15 protein-coding genes are annotated in these 15,811 nt (G+C 47.1%); all 15 read right to left on the reverse strand.

All coding sequences use genetic code 11. The annotated features are described in order from the left end of the window. A complete protein-coding gene (locus ACRYI5_RS09195; RefSeq protein WP_448225059.1) occupies positions 1-1,353 on the reverse strand; it encodes an MFS transporter in 1,353 nt (450 codons plus the stop codon). 337 nt (positions 1,354-1,690) lie between these two features. Continuing rightward, positions 1,691-2,650, reverse strand: coding sequence for a substrate-binding domain-containing protein (locus ACRYI5_RS09200; protein ID WP_448225060.1), 960 nt, complete (start codon positions 2,648-2,650; stop codon positions 1,691-1,693). 13 nt (positions 2,651-2,663) lie between these two features. After that, a complete protein-coding gene (locus ACRYI5_RS09205) occupies positions 2,664-3,635 on the reverse strand; it encodes an ABC transporter permease (RefSeq protein ID WP_448225061.1) in 972 nt (323 codons plus the stop codon). Further along, on the reverse strand, positions 3,635-5,119 hold the full coding sequence (locus ACRYI5_RS09210) for a sugar ABC transporter ATP-binding protein (protein ID WP_448225062.1): 1,485 nt from the start codon (positions 5,117-5,119) through the stop codon (positions 3,635-3,637). The genes ACRYI5_RS09205 and ACRYI5_RS09210 overlap by 1 nt, the downstream gene beginning before the upstream one ends. Before the next feature lie 18 nt (positions 5,120-5,137). Then, positions 5,138-5,533 carry a D-ribose pyranase gene (rbsD, locus tag ACRYI5_RS09215; RefSeq protein WP_407878930.1) on the reverse strand — a complete coding sequence of 132 codons (396 nt, stop codon included), beginning with the start codon at positions 5,531-5,533 and terminating at the stop codon, positions 5,138-5,140. Between the two features lie 431 nt (positions 5,534-5,964). Then, positions 5,965-6,885: a ribokinase gene (rbsK, locus tag ACRYI5_RS09220; RefSeq protein ID WP_407878931.1), complete on the reverse strand. Its 921-nt coding sequence runs from the start codon at positions 6,883-6,885 to the stop codon at positions 5,965-5,967. Between the two features lie 88 nt (positions 6,886-6,973). After that, positions 6,974-8,344 (reverse strand): L-fucose:H+ symporter permease, encoded by a 1,371-nt coding sequence (gene fucP / locus ACRYI5_RS09225; RefSeq protein WP_448225063.1) that lies wholly within the window; start codon positions 8,342-8,344, stop codon positions 6,974-6,976. Positions 8,345-8,387: 43 nt separating this feature from the next. Continuing rightward, the gene (gene rbsD / locus ACRYI5_RS09230) at positions 8,388-8,783 is read right to left on the reverse strand and encodes a D-ribose pyranase (protein ID WP_448225064.1); all 396 of its coding nucleotides are present in this window, start codon (positions 8,781-8,783) and stop codon (positions 8,388-8,390) included. Between the two features lie 170 nt (positions 8,784-8,953). After that, the gene (gene rbsR, locus ACRYI5_RS09235; protein WP_407878935.1) at positions 8,954-9,961 is read right to left on the reverse strand and encodes a ribose utilization transcriptional repressor RbsR; all 1,008 of its coding nucleotides are present in this window, start codon (positions 9,959-9,961) and stop codon (positions 8,954-8,956) included. Positions 9,962-10,192: 231 nt separating this feature from the next. After that, entirely contained in the window at positions 10,193-11,035 is an 843-nt protein-coding gene (locus ACRYI5_RS09240) for a hypothetical protein (protein ID WP_448225065.1), read from the reverse strand. Positions 11,036-11,100: 65 nt separating this feature from the next. Next, positions 11,101-12,429: a cytosine permease gene (locus tag ACRYI5_RS09245; RefSeq protein WP_448225066.1), complete on the reverse strand. Its 1,329-nt coding sequence runs from the start codon at positions 12,427-12,429 to the stop codon at positions 11,101-11,103. 264 nt (positions 12,430-12,693) lie between these two features. Then, complete coding sequence (locus tag ACRYI5_RS09250; protein ID WP_448225067.1) at positions 12,694-13,341, reverse strand: TetR/AcrR family transcriptional regulator; 648 nt, start codon at positions 13,339-13,341, stop codon at positions 12,694-12,696. A gap of 15 nt (positions 13,342-13,356) precedes the next feature. Then, entirely contained in the window at positions 13,357-14,499 is a 1,143-nt protein-coding gene (locus tag ACRYI5_RS09255; RefSeq protein ID WP_448225068.1) for an ABC transporter permease, read from the reverse strand. Next, on the reverse strand, positions 14,489-15,217 hold the full coding sequence (locus tag ACRYI5_RS09260) for an ABC transporter ATP-binding protein (RefSeq protein WP_448225069.1): 729 nt from the start codon (positions 15,215-15,217) through the stop codon (positions 14,489-14,491). Before ACRYI5_RS09260 ends, ACRYI5_RS09255 begins: the two co-directional genes overlap by 11 nt. Before the next feature lie 194 nt (positions 15,218-15,411). Beyond that, a complete protein-coding gene (locus ACRYI5_RS09265) occupies positions 15,412-15,801 on the reverse strand; it encodes a tautomerase family protein (protein WP_407878941.1) in 390 nt (129 codons plus the stop codon). Positions 15,802-15,811 lie beyond the last annotated feature (10 nt).

The raw sequence follows: 15,811 nt of genomic DNA on the forward strand, positions 1-15,811 counted from the left end.
TTAAGCACCCACCTTTTGACTCTTAACGAGGTAATAACCAGTGACGACTGTCAACAGAAGGATCAACCCTAATGTGACCCACATGGATAGTTGGAAGCCGTGAATGGTGGTGGCCGCCGCAGAAACCACCATCATTAAAATGGTGGCTGTCGCTGATCCGCCGACCTGGCGAAGTGTGTTGTTAAACGCCGTCCCGTAGTTCAATTCTGTAGCCTTCAACCCCACCAATGCTTCTGTAAGTGTAACAGCCATGAAAATCGAAACGCCGAGCATCCGCACAACGTACACGATCATCACAAAAATAATGTTTGACGTTTTCGTCATGAACAAAAACGGTACTGCTGAAACCAGTAAAATGATTAGGCCGCTGATCAGCAACCCACGGGCACCCCGCCCATCATAGATCCGGCCAACAAATGGTGAGGCCACCGCGTTGACAATCGCCCCAGGAAACATCAGTAAACCGGCCACTAAACTGGTCCGACCCATGCCAGTTTCAATGTACACCGGCATCAATGTTTCGGTGCCCATTAGCACGGCAAACGCCAGCAGGGCAGCAAGCATCATGGTTGTAAACCGCATGTGTTTAAACAACCGAATGTCTAATAATGGTGTTGTCAACGTTAACTGACGGTGTAAAAAGTCCCCTGTTGCGATCAACCCCACGACAAGCATCACACTCGCAACCGGCACATTTTGCGAAAATTCGGTTAAACTGCTCATGATTAACCCGACCCCAACAATGGAGGTCACAACGGAGCGTAAATCAATGTGCACATTGGTCTCTGCTGGCGATATTTCTGGGACGACCATTAGGGACACCACGAAAATCACTACCATAATTGGCAACACAAGCCAAAAAATCGCGGTCCACGGAAACGCACTCATTAAAAGTCCAGACAACGTTGGTCCCAATGCTGGTCCAGCCGCAATCACTAGCGCAACATACCCCATTACGACACCACGTTGATTTGCCGGGTACATTTCCATCATGCTAACCATCACAAACGTCATCAAAATCCCACCAGCAGTGGCCTGGATTAACCGGGCCAGCAAAATGATGCTAAATTGATTTGTCAGTGGCCCTAGCAGCGTTCCAATGATAAAGACCGCAACCATTGCTAGGTACAATTTCCGACTTGAAAACCGGCTCAGCAATGTTGCTGATATCGGCGTCACCAGACCAATTACCAGTACGTAACCAGATGTTAACCACTGCGCACTTTGCAGTGATACATGCAGTGTCTTTGCCATAATCGGTAGCGCGGTCACCATCATGGTCTGATTCAAAAGCACCATAAACCCGGTCAACAGGAATAGTGCAGAAACAAATAATCGTTTTGAGTTACTCATTCAATCTTCTCCTTAATAAATGCAAGTGCATTTATATTACATGCAGTTGCATTTAAAGTCAAACCTTTTCCGTAATCATTGCCACTTACTTTTGCTGCGCAAACGCGAAACCGCATGCAGGCCCCGTCTCATCTAACAAGAATAGCGCCCCATGGACGAAGTGCTGTCCATGGGGCTACCACTTGTCCATGCGATGCTACTTACTTTTGCTGACGCAAACGCGAAACCGCATGCAGGCCCCGTCTCATCTAACAGAAATAGCGCCCCATGGACGAGGTGCTGTCCATGGGGCGCTATTTCTGTTACCTGAGCAGACCTAACCGCATGCGGTTTCGCTCTACTTTTGTTTATTCACGTTTTCCTTTGTTACCAAGTGGATTGGTGAATCAATGTGTTTTGGTACCGTCTTACCCTCGTAATGCTTATAGGCCGCCTTAATGGCCAGTTCCCCTTCAACCTTTGGTGATTGGGCAATAATTCCTGAAATCTTCCCCTGCTTAACAGCTGTTAAGCCTTGTGGTTCCCCATCAATGGAAACCACGATCAGGTTTGGATTATTGATGGCTTTCACAGCCCCCAACGCCATTTCATCGTTTTGAGAGAAGACCCCCTGAATGGATGAATGGGCCTGAAGGATGTTTTCCATTGTGGATAAGCCCTTCGCCCGGTCAAAGTCAGCGCTTTGCTTAGACACGATCTTAAGCTTGCCCTTAGCAGCGTCATTGAACCCACGCCCACGTTGAATGGCCGCATCGGCACCAGGTGTTCCTTCTAATTCGGCCACTTGCGCACCTGCTGGTAATTTACTCATCATGTAGTCAGCAGCCATCTTTCCGGCCTTCACGTTATCGGAGGCCACGGTCGTTAGTAGCTTCCCACCGTTTGAGCCCCGGTCACAGGCAATCACTGGAATCCCAGCATTATTGGCGTCCTTCACAGCCGGTGCGATCGCGTCAGAATCCACGGGGTTAATGATGATGACATCAACCTTCTTTTGGATCAAATCTTCAACGTCACTAGACTGTTTTGAACTGTCATTTTGTGCGTCGAACACTTCAGTTTTACTACCGTTCTTCTTTGCTACATCGTTGATTCCATCCCGAACGGAGACAAAGAATGGGTTACTCAACGTTGACAGTGAAACCCCAACTTTTAACTGGCTCTTGGACTTTTTGGTGGTTTCCTTGTTACCGAATGAAGGTGGTGTTAACGAAACAGCCTTACAACCGGTCAGAATTACCGTACATAAGACGAATAATGCCACTAAACTTAAGACATAACGACGATTATGCTTCATGATACTTCCCCCTTTAGGCCTTGGCCTGTTTACGATCTAACAGGACGGCAACCAGAATCACGATCCCCTTAACGATCTGTTGATAGAAACTGGAAATTCCGAGCAAGTTCATCCCGTTATTCAAGACACCGATAATCAGGGCACCAATTAATGTCCCAAACATCTTCCCTTTACCACCGGCTAGACTCGTGCCCCCTAGGACAACGGCGGCAATGGCGTCCATTTCGTAGGCAACCCCGGCATCTGGTTGTGCTGATGCTAACCGTGATGTCAAAATCATCCCAGCAGTCGCAGAAAGAAAACCAGCTAAGGTGTAGATCCAGATAATCATTTTGTTATTCTTAACCCCAGCAACAAACGCTGCCCGTGGGTTCCCACCCAAAGCGTATGTTTTCCGACCAAACGTTGTCCGGTGAAGTAAAATGTAGGCGAGAATGTAGAACAGAACCATGATGTAAACTGGGAACGGAATCCCGAAGAGGTACCCCTGGCCGAAGAATTGGAAGCTAAAGTTGTTGCTCATCTTGGCACCCGTGATCGGGTTCCCCTTGGTGAAGACATAGGTTGCACCACGGAAAATCGTCTGGGTTGCTAACGTTGCGATAAATGGGGCTGCCTTTCCGTAAGCAATCAGAACCCCGTTTAAAGCCCCAAAGATTCCCCCAGTAACCATCCCGATCAGGAAGGCAAAGAATGGTGGAACGCCCATCAAAACAAGTTGTGCAGTAAAGGCACCGCTCAGCGCCAAAATAGACCCAACGGATAAATCAATCCCACCCGTTAAAATAACAAATTCCATCCCGAAGGCAATTAGGGCATTAATCGAAACTTGGCGTAATAAGTTCAGTAAGTTCAGTGGATCTAAGAATGAAAAGTTTAAAATTGACACTAAAACAACCAAAATAACTAACGCAACCAGCGGGCCTAACTTTGCGTAAAACTCGCCAAAATTGAATTTATGTTTCGTTTCCGTTTGGTTCTCCATTAGTGTTTCCCTCCCGTAGCTGACGTTATGATACTCTCTTGGGTTGCCGTCTTTGTTGGCACGATGTCCATCAACTGCCCTTCATACACAACGGCAATGTTATCTGAAAAGCCGAGAACTTCGTCAAGATCACTGGAAACCATGATAATGGCCGTGCCGCGATCCGTCAGTTCGTTCATCAACTCGTAAATTTCCCGTTTGGCCCCAACATCGACCCCACGCGTTGGTTCATCCAGGATCAATACCTGTGATCCAGAACCAACCCACTTGGCCAAAACAACCTTCTGCTGATTCCCACCGGATAAACTACCCGCCTCGGCATCCGCACTGGTTGCCTTAACCGTTAACCGTTTCATCAGCATTTCCACAAAATCACGATCCGCTTTTGTATCGATCAAACCATGTTTGGTAAACCCATCAATACTTGGCAGGTCAATGTTATCTGCAATCGTGTTATCAAGAATCAGACCCTCAGACTTTCGATCTTCCGTCAGAAAACCGATGTTATGACTGATGGCGTCACTCGGATTGCTGATGTGCACCGCTTCACCATGAATCATGATCGTGCCCTCATCAAGCTTGTCGATTCCGAAGATGGCCCGCATGATTTCCGTGCGACCTGCACCCATCAACCCTGAAAAGGCTAAAACTTCACCGGCACGAACAGAAAAGCTAATGTCATGAAAGACACCGGCACGAGACAAGTTTTTGACTTCCATCAGCGGTTCACCAAATTTTGGCGTTCTGTCTGGATAAAAGTCACCCATGTCCCGACCAACCATGTCATGCACAATTTGCTGAACGGTCGTGGCCTGTGTTTCATACGTATTAATGGTCAAACCATCCCGCATAACGGTCACACGATCGGCAATTTCAAACAGTTCTTCCATTCGGTGAGAGATATAAATGATCCCAACACCCTGTGCCTTTAGGGAACGCACCACTTCAAACAAACTCTGAATTTCTGTTGCCGTTAAGGCCGCCGTGGGTTCGTCCATGATGATAATTTTAGCGTTTGTCATTAATGACTTCGCAATTTCAATCATCTGTTGTTGACCCACAGACAGATTGCCGATTGGCTGGCTCAGATCGATCTTAATGTTTAGCCGTTCCAATGCCGTTTCGGCAAGCGCTTTCATTTTATCGTTATCAATAAAGCCCCAGCGGGTCTTCAACTCCTTGTTCAAGAACATGTTGTCCAGAACAGGCATCTCCACAAAGTTGTTCATTTCTTGATGGATAAAACTAATTCCGTGTTGTTCCGCCTCTAGCGCATTGTTAAAGTGTGTGGGTTGTCCGTCAACCAGAATGTCACCACCATTGGGCGTTAATAATCCGGTCAGAATATTCATCATCGTTGACTTTCCGGCCCCGTTTTCACCCATTAACGCGTGCACTTCACCGCCCTTGACCGAAAAGTTAACGTCCTTTAAGACGACGTTTTGGCCAAAGGATTTTGAAATGTGCTGCATGTCAATCTCCATGTGTGTTTGCCCCCTTCGCTAGAATGTGACGCCACTCTCCAAAATCACGTTTGAATACGGCGTCATTTCGCCTGTTCGAACAAACGCATGTGTCTTACTTAAATCAGCTTTCATCTGTTCATGTGGGATGAACACAACGTCAACATCAGGTAATAATTGCTTAACCGCGGTGAGTTGTTCAGGATTTTGAACCTTCATCTCCTCCGCTAAATAAATGCGCTGAACCTGTAATTCGCTCACAATGTTTGCTAAAACATCGATGAAACTTGGCAACTGACGGCTTACCGCCAGGTCGATCTTCTCGGTCCCCATCGGAACCGGCATCCCTGCATCGCCCACACCAAGTGTGTCAAAGTGACCCATTTGTGCGATCACCCGGGATAAATCTGAATTGATTACCGTTGTCTTTTTCATCAGAAACGCTAACCTGCCCTTCTCCATAGATTTATGCGTGAAAAATCATAAAGTAAAACGCTTTACAATCTCCCTCCTCTAGTAGGATAGCAATTTTTGAAACCGGTTTCAATAGTGATTGAAACAATTTTGTTCGTTTAACTATTAGATTCCGCTAAACGCAATAATCATTAAACAAGTTAAACAGTCTGCCGCTAACTCTTTTCAGCTGGTGAAAACGCGAAACCGAATGCAGACCCTTCCTCATCTAACGCAAACAGCGCACTCATGGACAAAAATCGTCCCGCACAACTTTTATTCTGGTGAAAACGCGAAACGAGACGCAGGCTTCGACTCATCTAACGCAAAGCAGGCCCTCATGGACAAAAATCGTCCATGAGGGCCTGCTTTGCGTTACCTGAGGGAGCCTAAACGCGTCTCGTTTCGCTCTCTTATTTGTATTCGGCCTTGATTTCAGCCAACTGTGGAATTGATGGTTGTGCACCCAAGCGTTGCACCGTCAATGATGATGCGTGGTTTGCAAACGTAATTGCTTCCCGCATGTTACTGAAGTCTGTCTTCAGTTGGGAGCTCAAAGCACCCAAGAATGTGTCCCCAGCTGCCGTTGTATCCACAGCCTTAACCTTGAACGCATCCACGAAGCCACTTCCCATTTGGTTTGCGTAGAATGCACCACGTGAACCGACCGTGATGATCAGTTCCTTAACACCCATCTGAGCAAACTTAGCAGCGTTCAAAATCATGGACGTTGTGTCCGTCACTTCGATTCCTGTAATCGTTGCGGCTTCCGTTTCGTTTGGGCACACCATGTCCGTTGCTCTCAGCAAGTCTGCTGGTAACGTTGGAATGGCTGGTGCTGGGTTCAAAATGGTTGTTACACCAACTGACTGCGCATATTCGAACGCGTATGTCGTTGTTTCAATTGGTGTTTCAAATTGTGCAATCAGGAAGTCAGCGTCTTTGATGACATCTTTAGCAGCGTCAACATCAGCCGTTGTTAAGCCTTGGTTTGATCCACCATAGACCAAGATCGAGTTTTGACCGCTTTCTTGCAACAGGATAAATGCCTGACCAGAACCACGGTTTTCATCCGTTGTGACATGCTTCGTGCTGATTCCGTCTGCTTCTAAGGCATCACGTAACACTTCAGCAGCGTCATCGGCCCCAACCTTACCAATGAAGGCTGTGTCAGCACCGGCACGAGCAGCAGCAACCGCTTGGTTAGCACCCTTCCCACCAGGTGCAGAACTCTTATCGTTCATTTCCATGGTTTCACCAGGTAATGGTAACCGTGCAATCCGCAGAATGGAATCCACGTTCAAACTCCCCAAAACAACAACTTTATTAGCCATATTTGTCCCCTTTAACGATTGAATAATGAATGTGTTTAAATTCGTCTAAAACCAATTTACCATAAAATCAGATAATCGGTTTAACTTTTTAATGCTCAGCGACTGTTTCTGGATGTGCCACCTCGTAACGGTGTTCAAAGAAGAAGTACCCCGTTACGATTACAAAACAAATCACTGGAACGATGAATGAAAATTGCATCGTAGTCAAATCTGAAACGGCCCCTTGTAACAGTGGCATAACGGCACCACCAATAATGGCCATAACCAACACGGCACCAGCTGTTTCCGTGTACTTCTTTTCTGTCACAGTGTCCAACGTGTGGGCATAAATTGTTGGCCATTCTGGCCCGAAGAAGAAACTTGCAAGGATGGCGGTGTATACGGCCGTCATGTTTGGAATCAAGAACGTTGCCAATAATGAAATTGTCCCCAACAGTGAGTAGATCGTCAAGACACGCGTGATCGAGAACCGGTTCATCAACCAATTGGCAACCACTTTTCCAAAGAACCACATTGCATAACTGAAAATCATGAACGTTGATGCGGCAGAATCACTAATGGAGTGGTTCAAGTTCAGTGCCAACCGAATGGTAAATGACCAAACCGTCGTCTGCATCCCCACGTAGAAGAACTGGGCCATAACCCCGCGTTGGTAGCGCCGGTTGTGGGCAAGGTACTTCAGTGTTTCACCAAGTGTCACCTTTTCTTCCGCAGCCTTAGCGTCCGCTTCATCCGTCACTTCGGCAGCTGGTGCCGTTGTGGCCTTTGCACTTGGCATCTTGGTAAACGCAATGATAACAAAGATGATCAACAATACACCAAGAATGTACTTGTATGGTTGCAACGTTAATTGCAACATCTTTTCACCATAAGCTTGGCGAGCAGCTGGTGCCATATGGGCCATCTTATCCGATAAGTTACCGCCGTTCCCAAAGATCAGGTACTTTCCTAAAACGATCCCCAGCATGTCACCAAGTGGGACCAACGTTTGTGAAAAGTTTAACCGCGCGTTGGCCGTCTTCTTCGGTCCGAGCATTGACGAATACGTGTCACACGCTGTTTCCAAGAAACTTAACCCGATCGCAATCGCAAAAATGGCAACTAAGAACATGCTGTATGTCGCCATGTGAGACGCTGGGAAGAACATTCCACACCCAACGATGTAGGCCAATAATCCCGTCATAATGGCAAACTTGTATGAATTCTTTTTAATGACAAGTGACGCTGGGATGGCAATCAAAAAGTAACCACCGTAAAAGGCACTTTGAACAAAGGCCGTGGCTAAATCGTTCAATTGGAACACCGTTTTAAACTGGGTGATCAAAATATCATTTAAACTGGCTGCGGCACCCCACAGCGGAAAAATCAGTGAAACCAATAAAAATGTGAAAATCGGTGTCTTAGATAGGTAGCCGTCCGATAACTGCTCGACGGGATTGCGTTTCGCTGTCTGTTCCATGATAAACTCCTGTATTCTCTCTTAATGTCAATGATAATAATGGCTAGAACGTAACGCCGCTTTCCAAAATAATGTTGGAATAGGCGGTCATTTCACCCGTCCGAACAAATGCATGGGTCTTCTTTAGATCCTGCTTTAACTCACTGTGTGGCACAAACGTAATTGGCATGTCAGGCATTAATGCCTTAATGGCGGTCAATTGCTCAGGGTTAACCGTTTTAATTTCTTCGGCTAAGTAAATGTGCTGCACTTCCATCTCGGTCAAAATGTTTTTCAACACGTCAATGAAACTTGGTAATTGCTTTGTGACGGCGAGATCAATCTTTTCCGTTCCCATTGGTACCGGCATCCCGGCGTCACCGATGGCTAACCAGTCCATGTGGCCCATGTTGGCAACCACACGGGATAAATCTGAATTGATCATTGCTGTTTTCTTCATGTTTGTCCTGTCCCCTTTGTCGGCATTGTTTTTGTTTAGTAAAACGTTTTACGGTCATTAAGGAACGCCATGCACCATTGTCATGGTCATGACGTTTCCGTGTTCATCAATATTAGTAAAACGTTTTATTAAATAACCAATGTGAAAAAGATATCACAGTTTGGAAAGGCTTACAAGGGGTTTACAGAATTTCTTTCAACTAAATTGACGTCGACAATTTTCATTTGTGCCTCAATTTCTGGTTCACGTAAACGACGCATAATCATTTGACTGGCCCACACACCCATCTCGTAAACGGGCTGGTGAATGGTCGTTAACCGCGGTGTCATGTAGTCATCAAGGTCAATATCGTCATATCCAATGATGGATACGTCCTCTGGGACTTTGATCCCCTTTTCATTAAGTCCCCGAATGAGGCCAACCGCCAACTCATCGTTTGCACTGAAAACGGCTGTTGCGCCTGACGCAATCACTGCGTCAGCGACATCTTCACCGCCTTGCTTTGATAGCTCCGTTTCAAACACCAGGTTCTCATCAAATGCGATGTGGTGCCGCACAAGTGCACTTCGGTAACCAGCGAGCCGCATCTGCACATTTTGCGACGGACCTGTTGGCAAAACCATCGCGATTCGTTCATGGTGAGCGGCTAGTAAATGGTTCACGGCCAGTTCGCCCCCACGTTCGTCGTCGACGATGATGCGATCCCCTTCATTTTGGGGATCATTTTGATCAAACAGCAAGTACGGAATGTGGTTTGGTTTTAACAGTTCATTTAAATCGTCATTACTGATCGCCGAGCTGGCGATGATTGCGCCGTCGACGCCCCGTTCAACCAGGGTTCGTAGATAATACTGTTCAAGCTTTTTGTCACGGTCAGCGCTCAAAATAATCGGCACACACTCGTGCTCATACATCGCATCCTGAATGCCCCGAAGAAACATACTAAAGAATGGATTCACAAGGTTGGGGACAATGATCCCGACCGTTTGCATGGAATGATTGATCAGATTACGGGCGTTGAAGTTCGGAACGTAGCCCAGTTGATCACGCAGTTGAAAGACCTTGGCCCTCGTGGTTTCCGGAAACCGGTCACCCTTGCCGTTTAGAATTTGCGATACTGTCGTAATGGATAAATCTGCCGCCTTGGCGACATCCTTAATGGTTACACGTTTTGCCATGGGCCTCTCCAAAATTAATGTTATGTAAGCGATTTACTTCCCTTTTATGATAGCATACATCTTTCATGAAGCCGTTAGAAAGCTGAGTTGAAACAAAAAAAGAATCAGGTGATTTCCCTGACTCCCTCCTAATTGGAAAACTTCTTACATTAATCAAGTTATTTCGGCAAAACAAAAACGACTGCCCGCCCAAATTTTTGAGAAAGCAGTCATTTCATCATCAAAACTAGCCTAACCAACATGGTCCGTCATTGACGCAAAGTGGCGCTTTTTGGGAACCAGATACCGCCCCCGCTCATGCAGGTAGCCACGCACATCCGCCGCCAATTCCACACGATCTAACTTTAACGTATCCCCGTAACCGGTCATGAGAAAATCCTCGACTGCCGCCGTCATCAGGGCCTCAATGGCATGCCCATAAAAGTCACGGGGCGCGGATAGTTCATGGCGGGGATGAACCGTCAATAATTCGGCCAGCCGGTTAGGCAACTTAGGACACCGCCGGTTAAACCCGGACTGTTCAACCACCGCCTGTAAATAGTCGCACTGTAACTGTGTCATTGTTGCCGCTTCAACCAATCGTTGACGAAGAAAGTAGAGACTCGTGGGCATGACGACCTTTAACTCGTTTCGAAAGACAAGCACCGCTGCCGTTTCGTATGCCTGAAGGTCCGTCAATTGCGCAAAACCAACCCAGCCAGCATGACTTGTCGTTGGTCCAGCAGTGGGAACAAATCCTGCCGATCCTTGAACGTACGGCACATAATGCTGCTGACCCAAGAATTGGTGCGAAATGGTCATTTGTTGAAACGTTAACCATTGGTGCTCACGCAACCCGCGCAGTAGTGTCGCTGGTGTTTTCCGCGTTAATAATAGACCAAGGTGGCGATCAATCACCAACGTGAAGTGCTGCTTGCCCACTGTCACTGGCAAAAGTAACAGTGTTTCGGTTAGTCGCAGTTCGTAGGAATGGTTGATCCGCTGTTCCGTTAACAATCGGTCCGCTAGTGCTGAATTTCGTAAATCCACCGTTCGATCATTGAGCCAGTGACTAGAAAAATCGACGATTACCATTTGTTAGGGGTCCTTTCTACGTCATTGGACAAGGGACAACGTTAGGATCAGGCCATTAGTTTCGCTTAGTCATTCAGTGTTATACGTGATTTTGACGTCGCCGTGACCAGTACCTGACTCAGACTGCCGTACACAACGGCGGTAATTAACATCGCCACTCCGGTTGCACCAACCGTCTCTGTAATCATGGTTGCCCGTTGCAACCCAAAGTAAGCGGCGATCCCAATGGCCCAGCTGAGGTAGGCAATCCAGTTCACCCGTGGTGCTTGGTCAAAATCATGATTCGTGTACGCGCCCCGGTGACCGATAAAGTAATCAACCAGTAAGATGGCAATTTCTGGTCCAAGGATCATCCCAACGTAGTCTAAAAATACCGTGAAAACGGCTAAGAAACTGCTGGACCATAGCGGAATTAGCGTCATGAGCGTCGCTAGCACCGTGACGATCCACAGTGCTGGTGTGAGCCGTAACCGTTTAAACATGTTCGTTAATGCAGATCCGGCGGCCATAAGGTTCACCGCGTTTGCTGTGGTACTGGTCAAGATGATGACAACCATGGCTAAGATTCCAAGACCCAACCGTGATGCCACCGTACTCGGATCGGACGCATTCGGATCAAACGTATTTAACGTCACCGCTGCCCCAATTGTCGCAATAACCCCAACAAAGGCGAACCACATTAGCCCCACGGTGCCACCAATAAACGGTGCAACGGTTCCGGCGGCCTTATTTTTCGCAAACTTCGTGAAATCTGCTCCGGCAGTCACCCACGCCAAGTTGAAGGCGGCTAACGTATCAACGGCTGTTCCCATGGGCAACCGAAACTTAACGGGTACACGCCATTGTGCCAATTGGTGCAAGGAGACACTCTGGAACACCGCCCATGTTTCCCATAAGACCAATAAGATCACGAGAACGATACCGACCCGTTCAATGATGCGGACGGAGCGCTGGCCAAGGGAAATACTAATTAAGTGCAAAACGGACATTAATAAAATGCCGAAAATAATGCCCTTGAGACCACCGCGGTGACCAAAGACCGGCCAACCTAATAAATCGTGCAATAAATAGCTGATCGAACTGGCCGCAATGAAGGTGTTTACTGCTGCCCAGCCCATAAATTGAATGACATTGACTAGGGACGGTCCAAAGCTCCCCCACCGTCCAAACGAAACCTGGGTCAACGTCATCGTTGATTTCCGCGTTTGGAACCCCATGTACCCAACGAGTGCCAGTAAAATGTAAGCTAATGGCCCCGTAATGGCTAAGACTTTCATCGCGCCGCCCAGTCCCAAAGCAGCGAGCACACCACCAATGTACCAGGTCCCGTTATTGGCATTGGCACCAATCCACGTTGCTGTTTGGTCCCAAAAGCTCATGTTATGTTCTTCCATTCCGTCGTCCTCCGTGTCTGTTCAGTCAAAAAAAGCGCCACCAACAGAAAAACTGTCAGTTGCGCAATGTTTTAACAAGATTAGTTGAAAATGACTGAAACGACACGCCACCCGTCACGTAAGCTAGCTTTGTTGCCGTACTTTGCCCACTTCTTAGTTGCATGTTGATTCCTCCAAAAAGGTCCGCTCACTGTCGGACAGTTATTTTCTTAGGAATTAGTGTAGCAGGGAATGGCTTCGACGACAAGCGTCCCTTTGTCTTTTTTAAGCGCGCAAGCCACGAACTAAAAATTCCGTGCACTCTGAAACGGTCGCCGCAACATCTAATTCAGCCAACTGGTTGGTGACAAGTAACGGCGCAGCATAGCTAATGGCAGCCCCAAAGATGTAGCGAATGATCCGCACATCTGACCAATCGACCAGTTCACCCCGCCTTCTTAGCGATTGAAAAATCGGTGCAAGTCGTTTTTGCACCATCGGCAAGGCATTGGTCATTATGCTGTTGACTAAATCTGCTCGAACAAACGCTTGTTGAACAAAGATTTTAATCGTCGGCGCATTGACAACAAAATAATTTAAGCGATCCGTTAAAAAGTAGTGGATAAAGTCGGCCAACGTTTCAAACGTTTCTGCCCCCACCTCATCGGAAAATTCCTTCGCCATTTGCGGCACCACAACGTTCGCAAATGGTTTTAAAATAACGTCCAAAATCATGGCTTTCGTTTTAAAGTGTTTATACACAGTCCCCTCTGCCACGCCCGCCAACTGGGCAATGTCACTAGTTGAGGTCGCGTCAAACCCCTTCTCTGAAAAGAGCTGCATGCTTGCCATCAAGACTGCCTTTTGTTTGGCGCTTAGCTTTTCGTTATCCAAGCTTTGACTTAACAGTGTTTGTGGATCATTTAATGTCATTTTGAACTCCTCTCACTAAACCTTCCGGTAACGCCGAAGTCCCACTACATTCAGATATCCTAACACAATGGTAAAGATGATTAAGACTGCGACATCTCCCCACAGATTAATTAAATTCTCGCCGTGGAAAATGATGCCTTCTTGCGCATCCGCTGCATACCGTAACGGGAGAACGTAAGAAATTGCATCAAGCCATTTTGGTAGTGAATCTAACGGCACTAAGCCCGACAAAAAGATCTGGGGCACCACGACAATTGGAATAAACTGAATCATCTGGAATTCAGAACTTGCCAGCGTTGATAGCAAAATTCCGGCTGCCAGTGCAACAAACGCGACCAACATATTAATAATGATTAAGTTAATAATATTACCGACAATTTCAACTTTTAGCAACCACACCGTGACCAACACGATGATGATGGTCTGAAAGAATGCCAAGATTCCGTAACTTCCCAGGTACCCCAAAACGATTTCCGTTCGTTTGACCGGGGTGGATAACACCCGGTCCAGTGTGCCGGTGGTTCGCTCCTTCAACAAGCCCATGCCTGAGACCAGGAACACAAATAAAAAGACAAAGAACGCCATCAAAATCGGCATCAACTTATTAAAAAAGTTGGTATCTGCATTCCCATATGCGTAATGGTTGTGAATGGTGACAGCACCGTTTGTGGGAATTGCCGTTTGTGCCGCTTGTTCGCCAGTCGCAACGCCACCAGATCGGGCCATGAGTTGCTGGTTTGCTTTCGCTAAGGTCGTCACCGTTGTCGCTAACTTTGTGATGGTCATTTTGGTGATGCTACTTTGCAACCCCATCTTCGTGGCCGCAGTCTTCCCTGAATCCGTATTTGCATACGTGACATCAAATCGATCGTCCTTTTGTTTAATGAAGGCATCAACGTGTTGCTTGGTCAGTGCGTGGCGTGCTGCCGTTTCTGAATCATAATGCTTGACGCTGACATGGTTAACATCCTTTAATTCCCGCGTAATGGTCGTGTTGACGTTGACCACACCGATCGTTACGTTTGTATCGGAGTTCGTGTTAAACACAACACTCATTAACCACATGACAAGGATTGGGGCCAAAAAGACCAGCGCCAGTGTCCGCTTGTCCCGCACCAGTTCCGTTAAAATTCGTTTGATGATTTGACTAACCCGCATGATGGTCACCCTCTGCTTTCAAAAAGACTTCTTCAATGGTCGTTACGTCGTACTGCGCCTTTAACGTTGCTGGTTTATCAAACGCCACCACGTGTCCATCCAGCAATAGGGCCACCCGATCGACCTTCTCCGCTTCGTCCATAACGTGCGTCGTAATGAGCACGCTGGCACCGGCTGCCGTTACCCGGCAAAGTTCTTCCCAAATTTGGATCCGTAACGCCGGATCGATGCCCACCGTTGGCTCATCCAACACCAGTAGTTCCGGTTGACCGAGGAGGGCAATTGCGAGTGATAACCGCCGCATCATCCCACCAGAATAGCCAGAGACAGCTTTTCCTAAGGCGTCCTTGAGGTCAACAACCGCTGCCACCCGGTCAATTTCCGTTGTTCGTTCGGGTTGTTTTAACCCCTTCATTGCAGCGAAGAAAGCTAAGTTCTCCCGACCAGATAATGTCTCGTACAGTGCATCCGATTGTGCCATGTAACCAATTCGGGCCAGTAATTCCCGATTCGGCATCTGCTGGCCAAAAACGGCTGCCGTTCCGTCATCGACAACTTCCATTCCCAACGTGGTCTTAATGACCGTTGATTTCCCAGCACCAGATGGGCCAATCAAACCAACGATTTCGCCAGGTTGAACATCCATGTCGATTCCCTTTAGCACTTGTTGCTTGCCAAACCGTTTCTTGACGCCCTTTAGTAAGATTACATCCGTCATTTAAATCATCTCCAAAAGTGAGTGAGTATTCATTTCTTTTACGAGCTTAGCTTACCAGTTTATTTTTTTCTGTCAACACAAATGAATAAATTCATTTAATCATCGTGTGCTTTCAGTGAAGAAATACGTCTCTACAACGCAAAAAGGCGCCTTCCGTAGTGACAGAAAGCGCCTGATTAATATGCTTTTAGCGATTACAGCTCGCCGGTTAAGAATTGTGCTTCCCCTTTACCAAAGCTCCAATCATCATCGTTATTTGGCGATAGACTCACCATCACATCTTCGGGCCGGATTCCTAACTCTTGATGCAAACGGTCCACCAATGTTTTGTAGAACGCTTGCTTTGCCTTTGTTGCCCGTGGCCGGGTGGTCAAGTGAAAGACCACAACATCCTTGGTTCGACTAAAGCCCAGCCCCGTATCTAAAATCTGCATTTCAAACGGTTCGTGTTGTGTTAATAGCTGATAACGATCACCAACTGGTGTGTTTAATGTTTTTAATTGAACCTCATACGCAATCGTCAGTAACCGTTCCAAATAGGCCTCATCGTGACCCTTGATAACATCAATTCTCATTAATGGCATTATTTTTCCT

The organism is Furfurilactobacillus sp. WILCCON 0119, assembly GCF_053471565.1.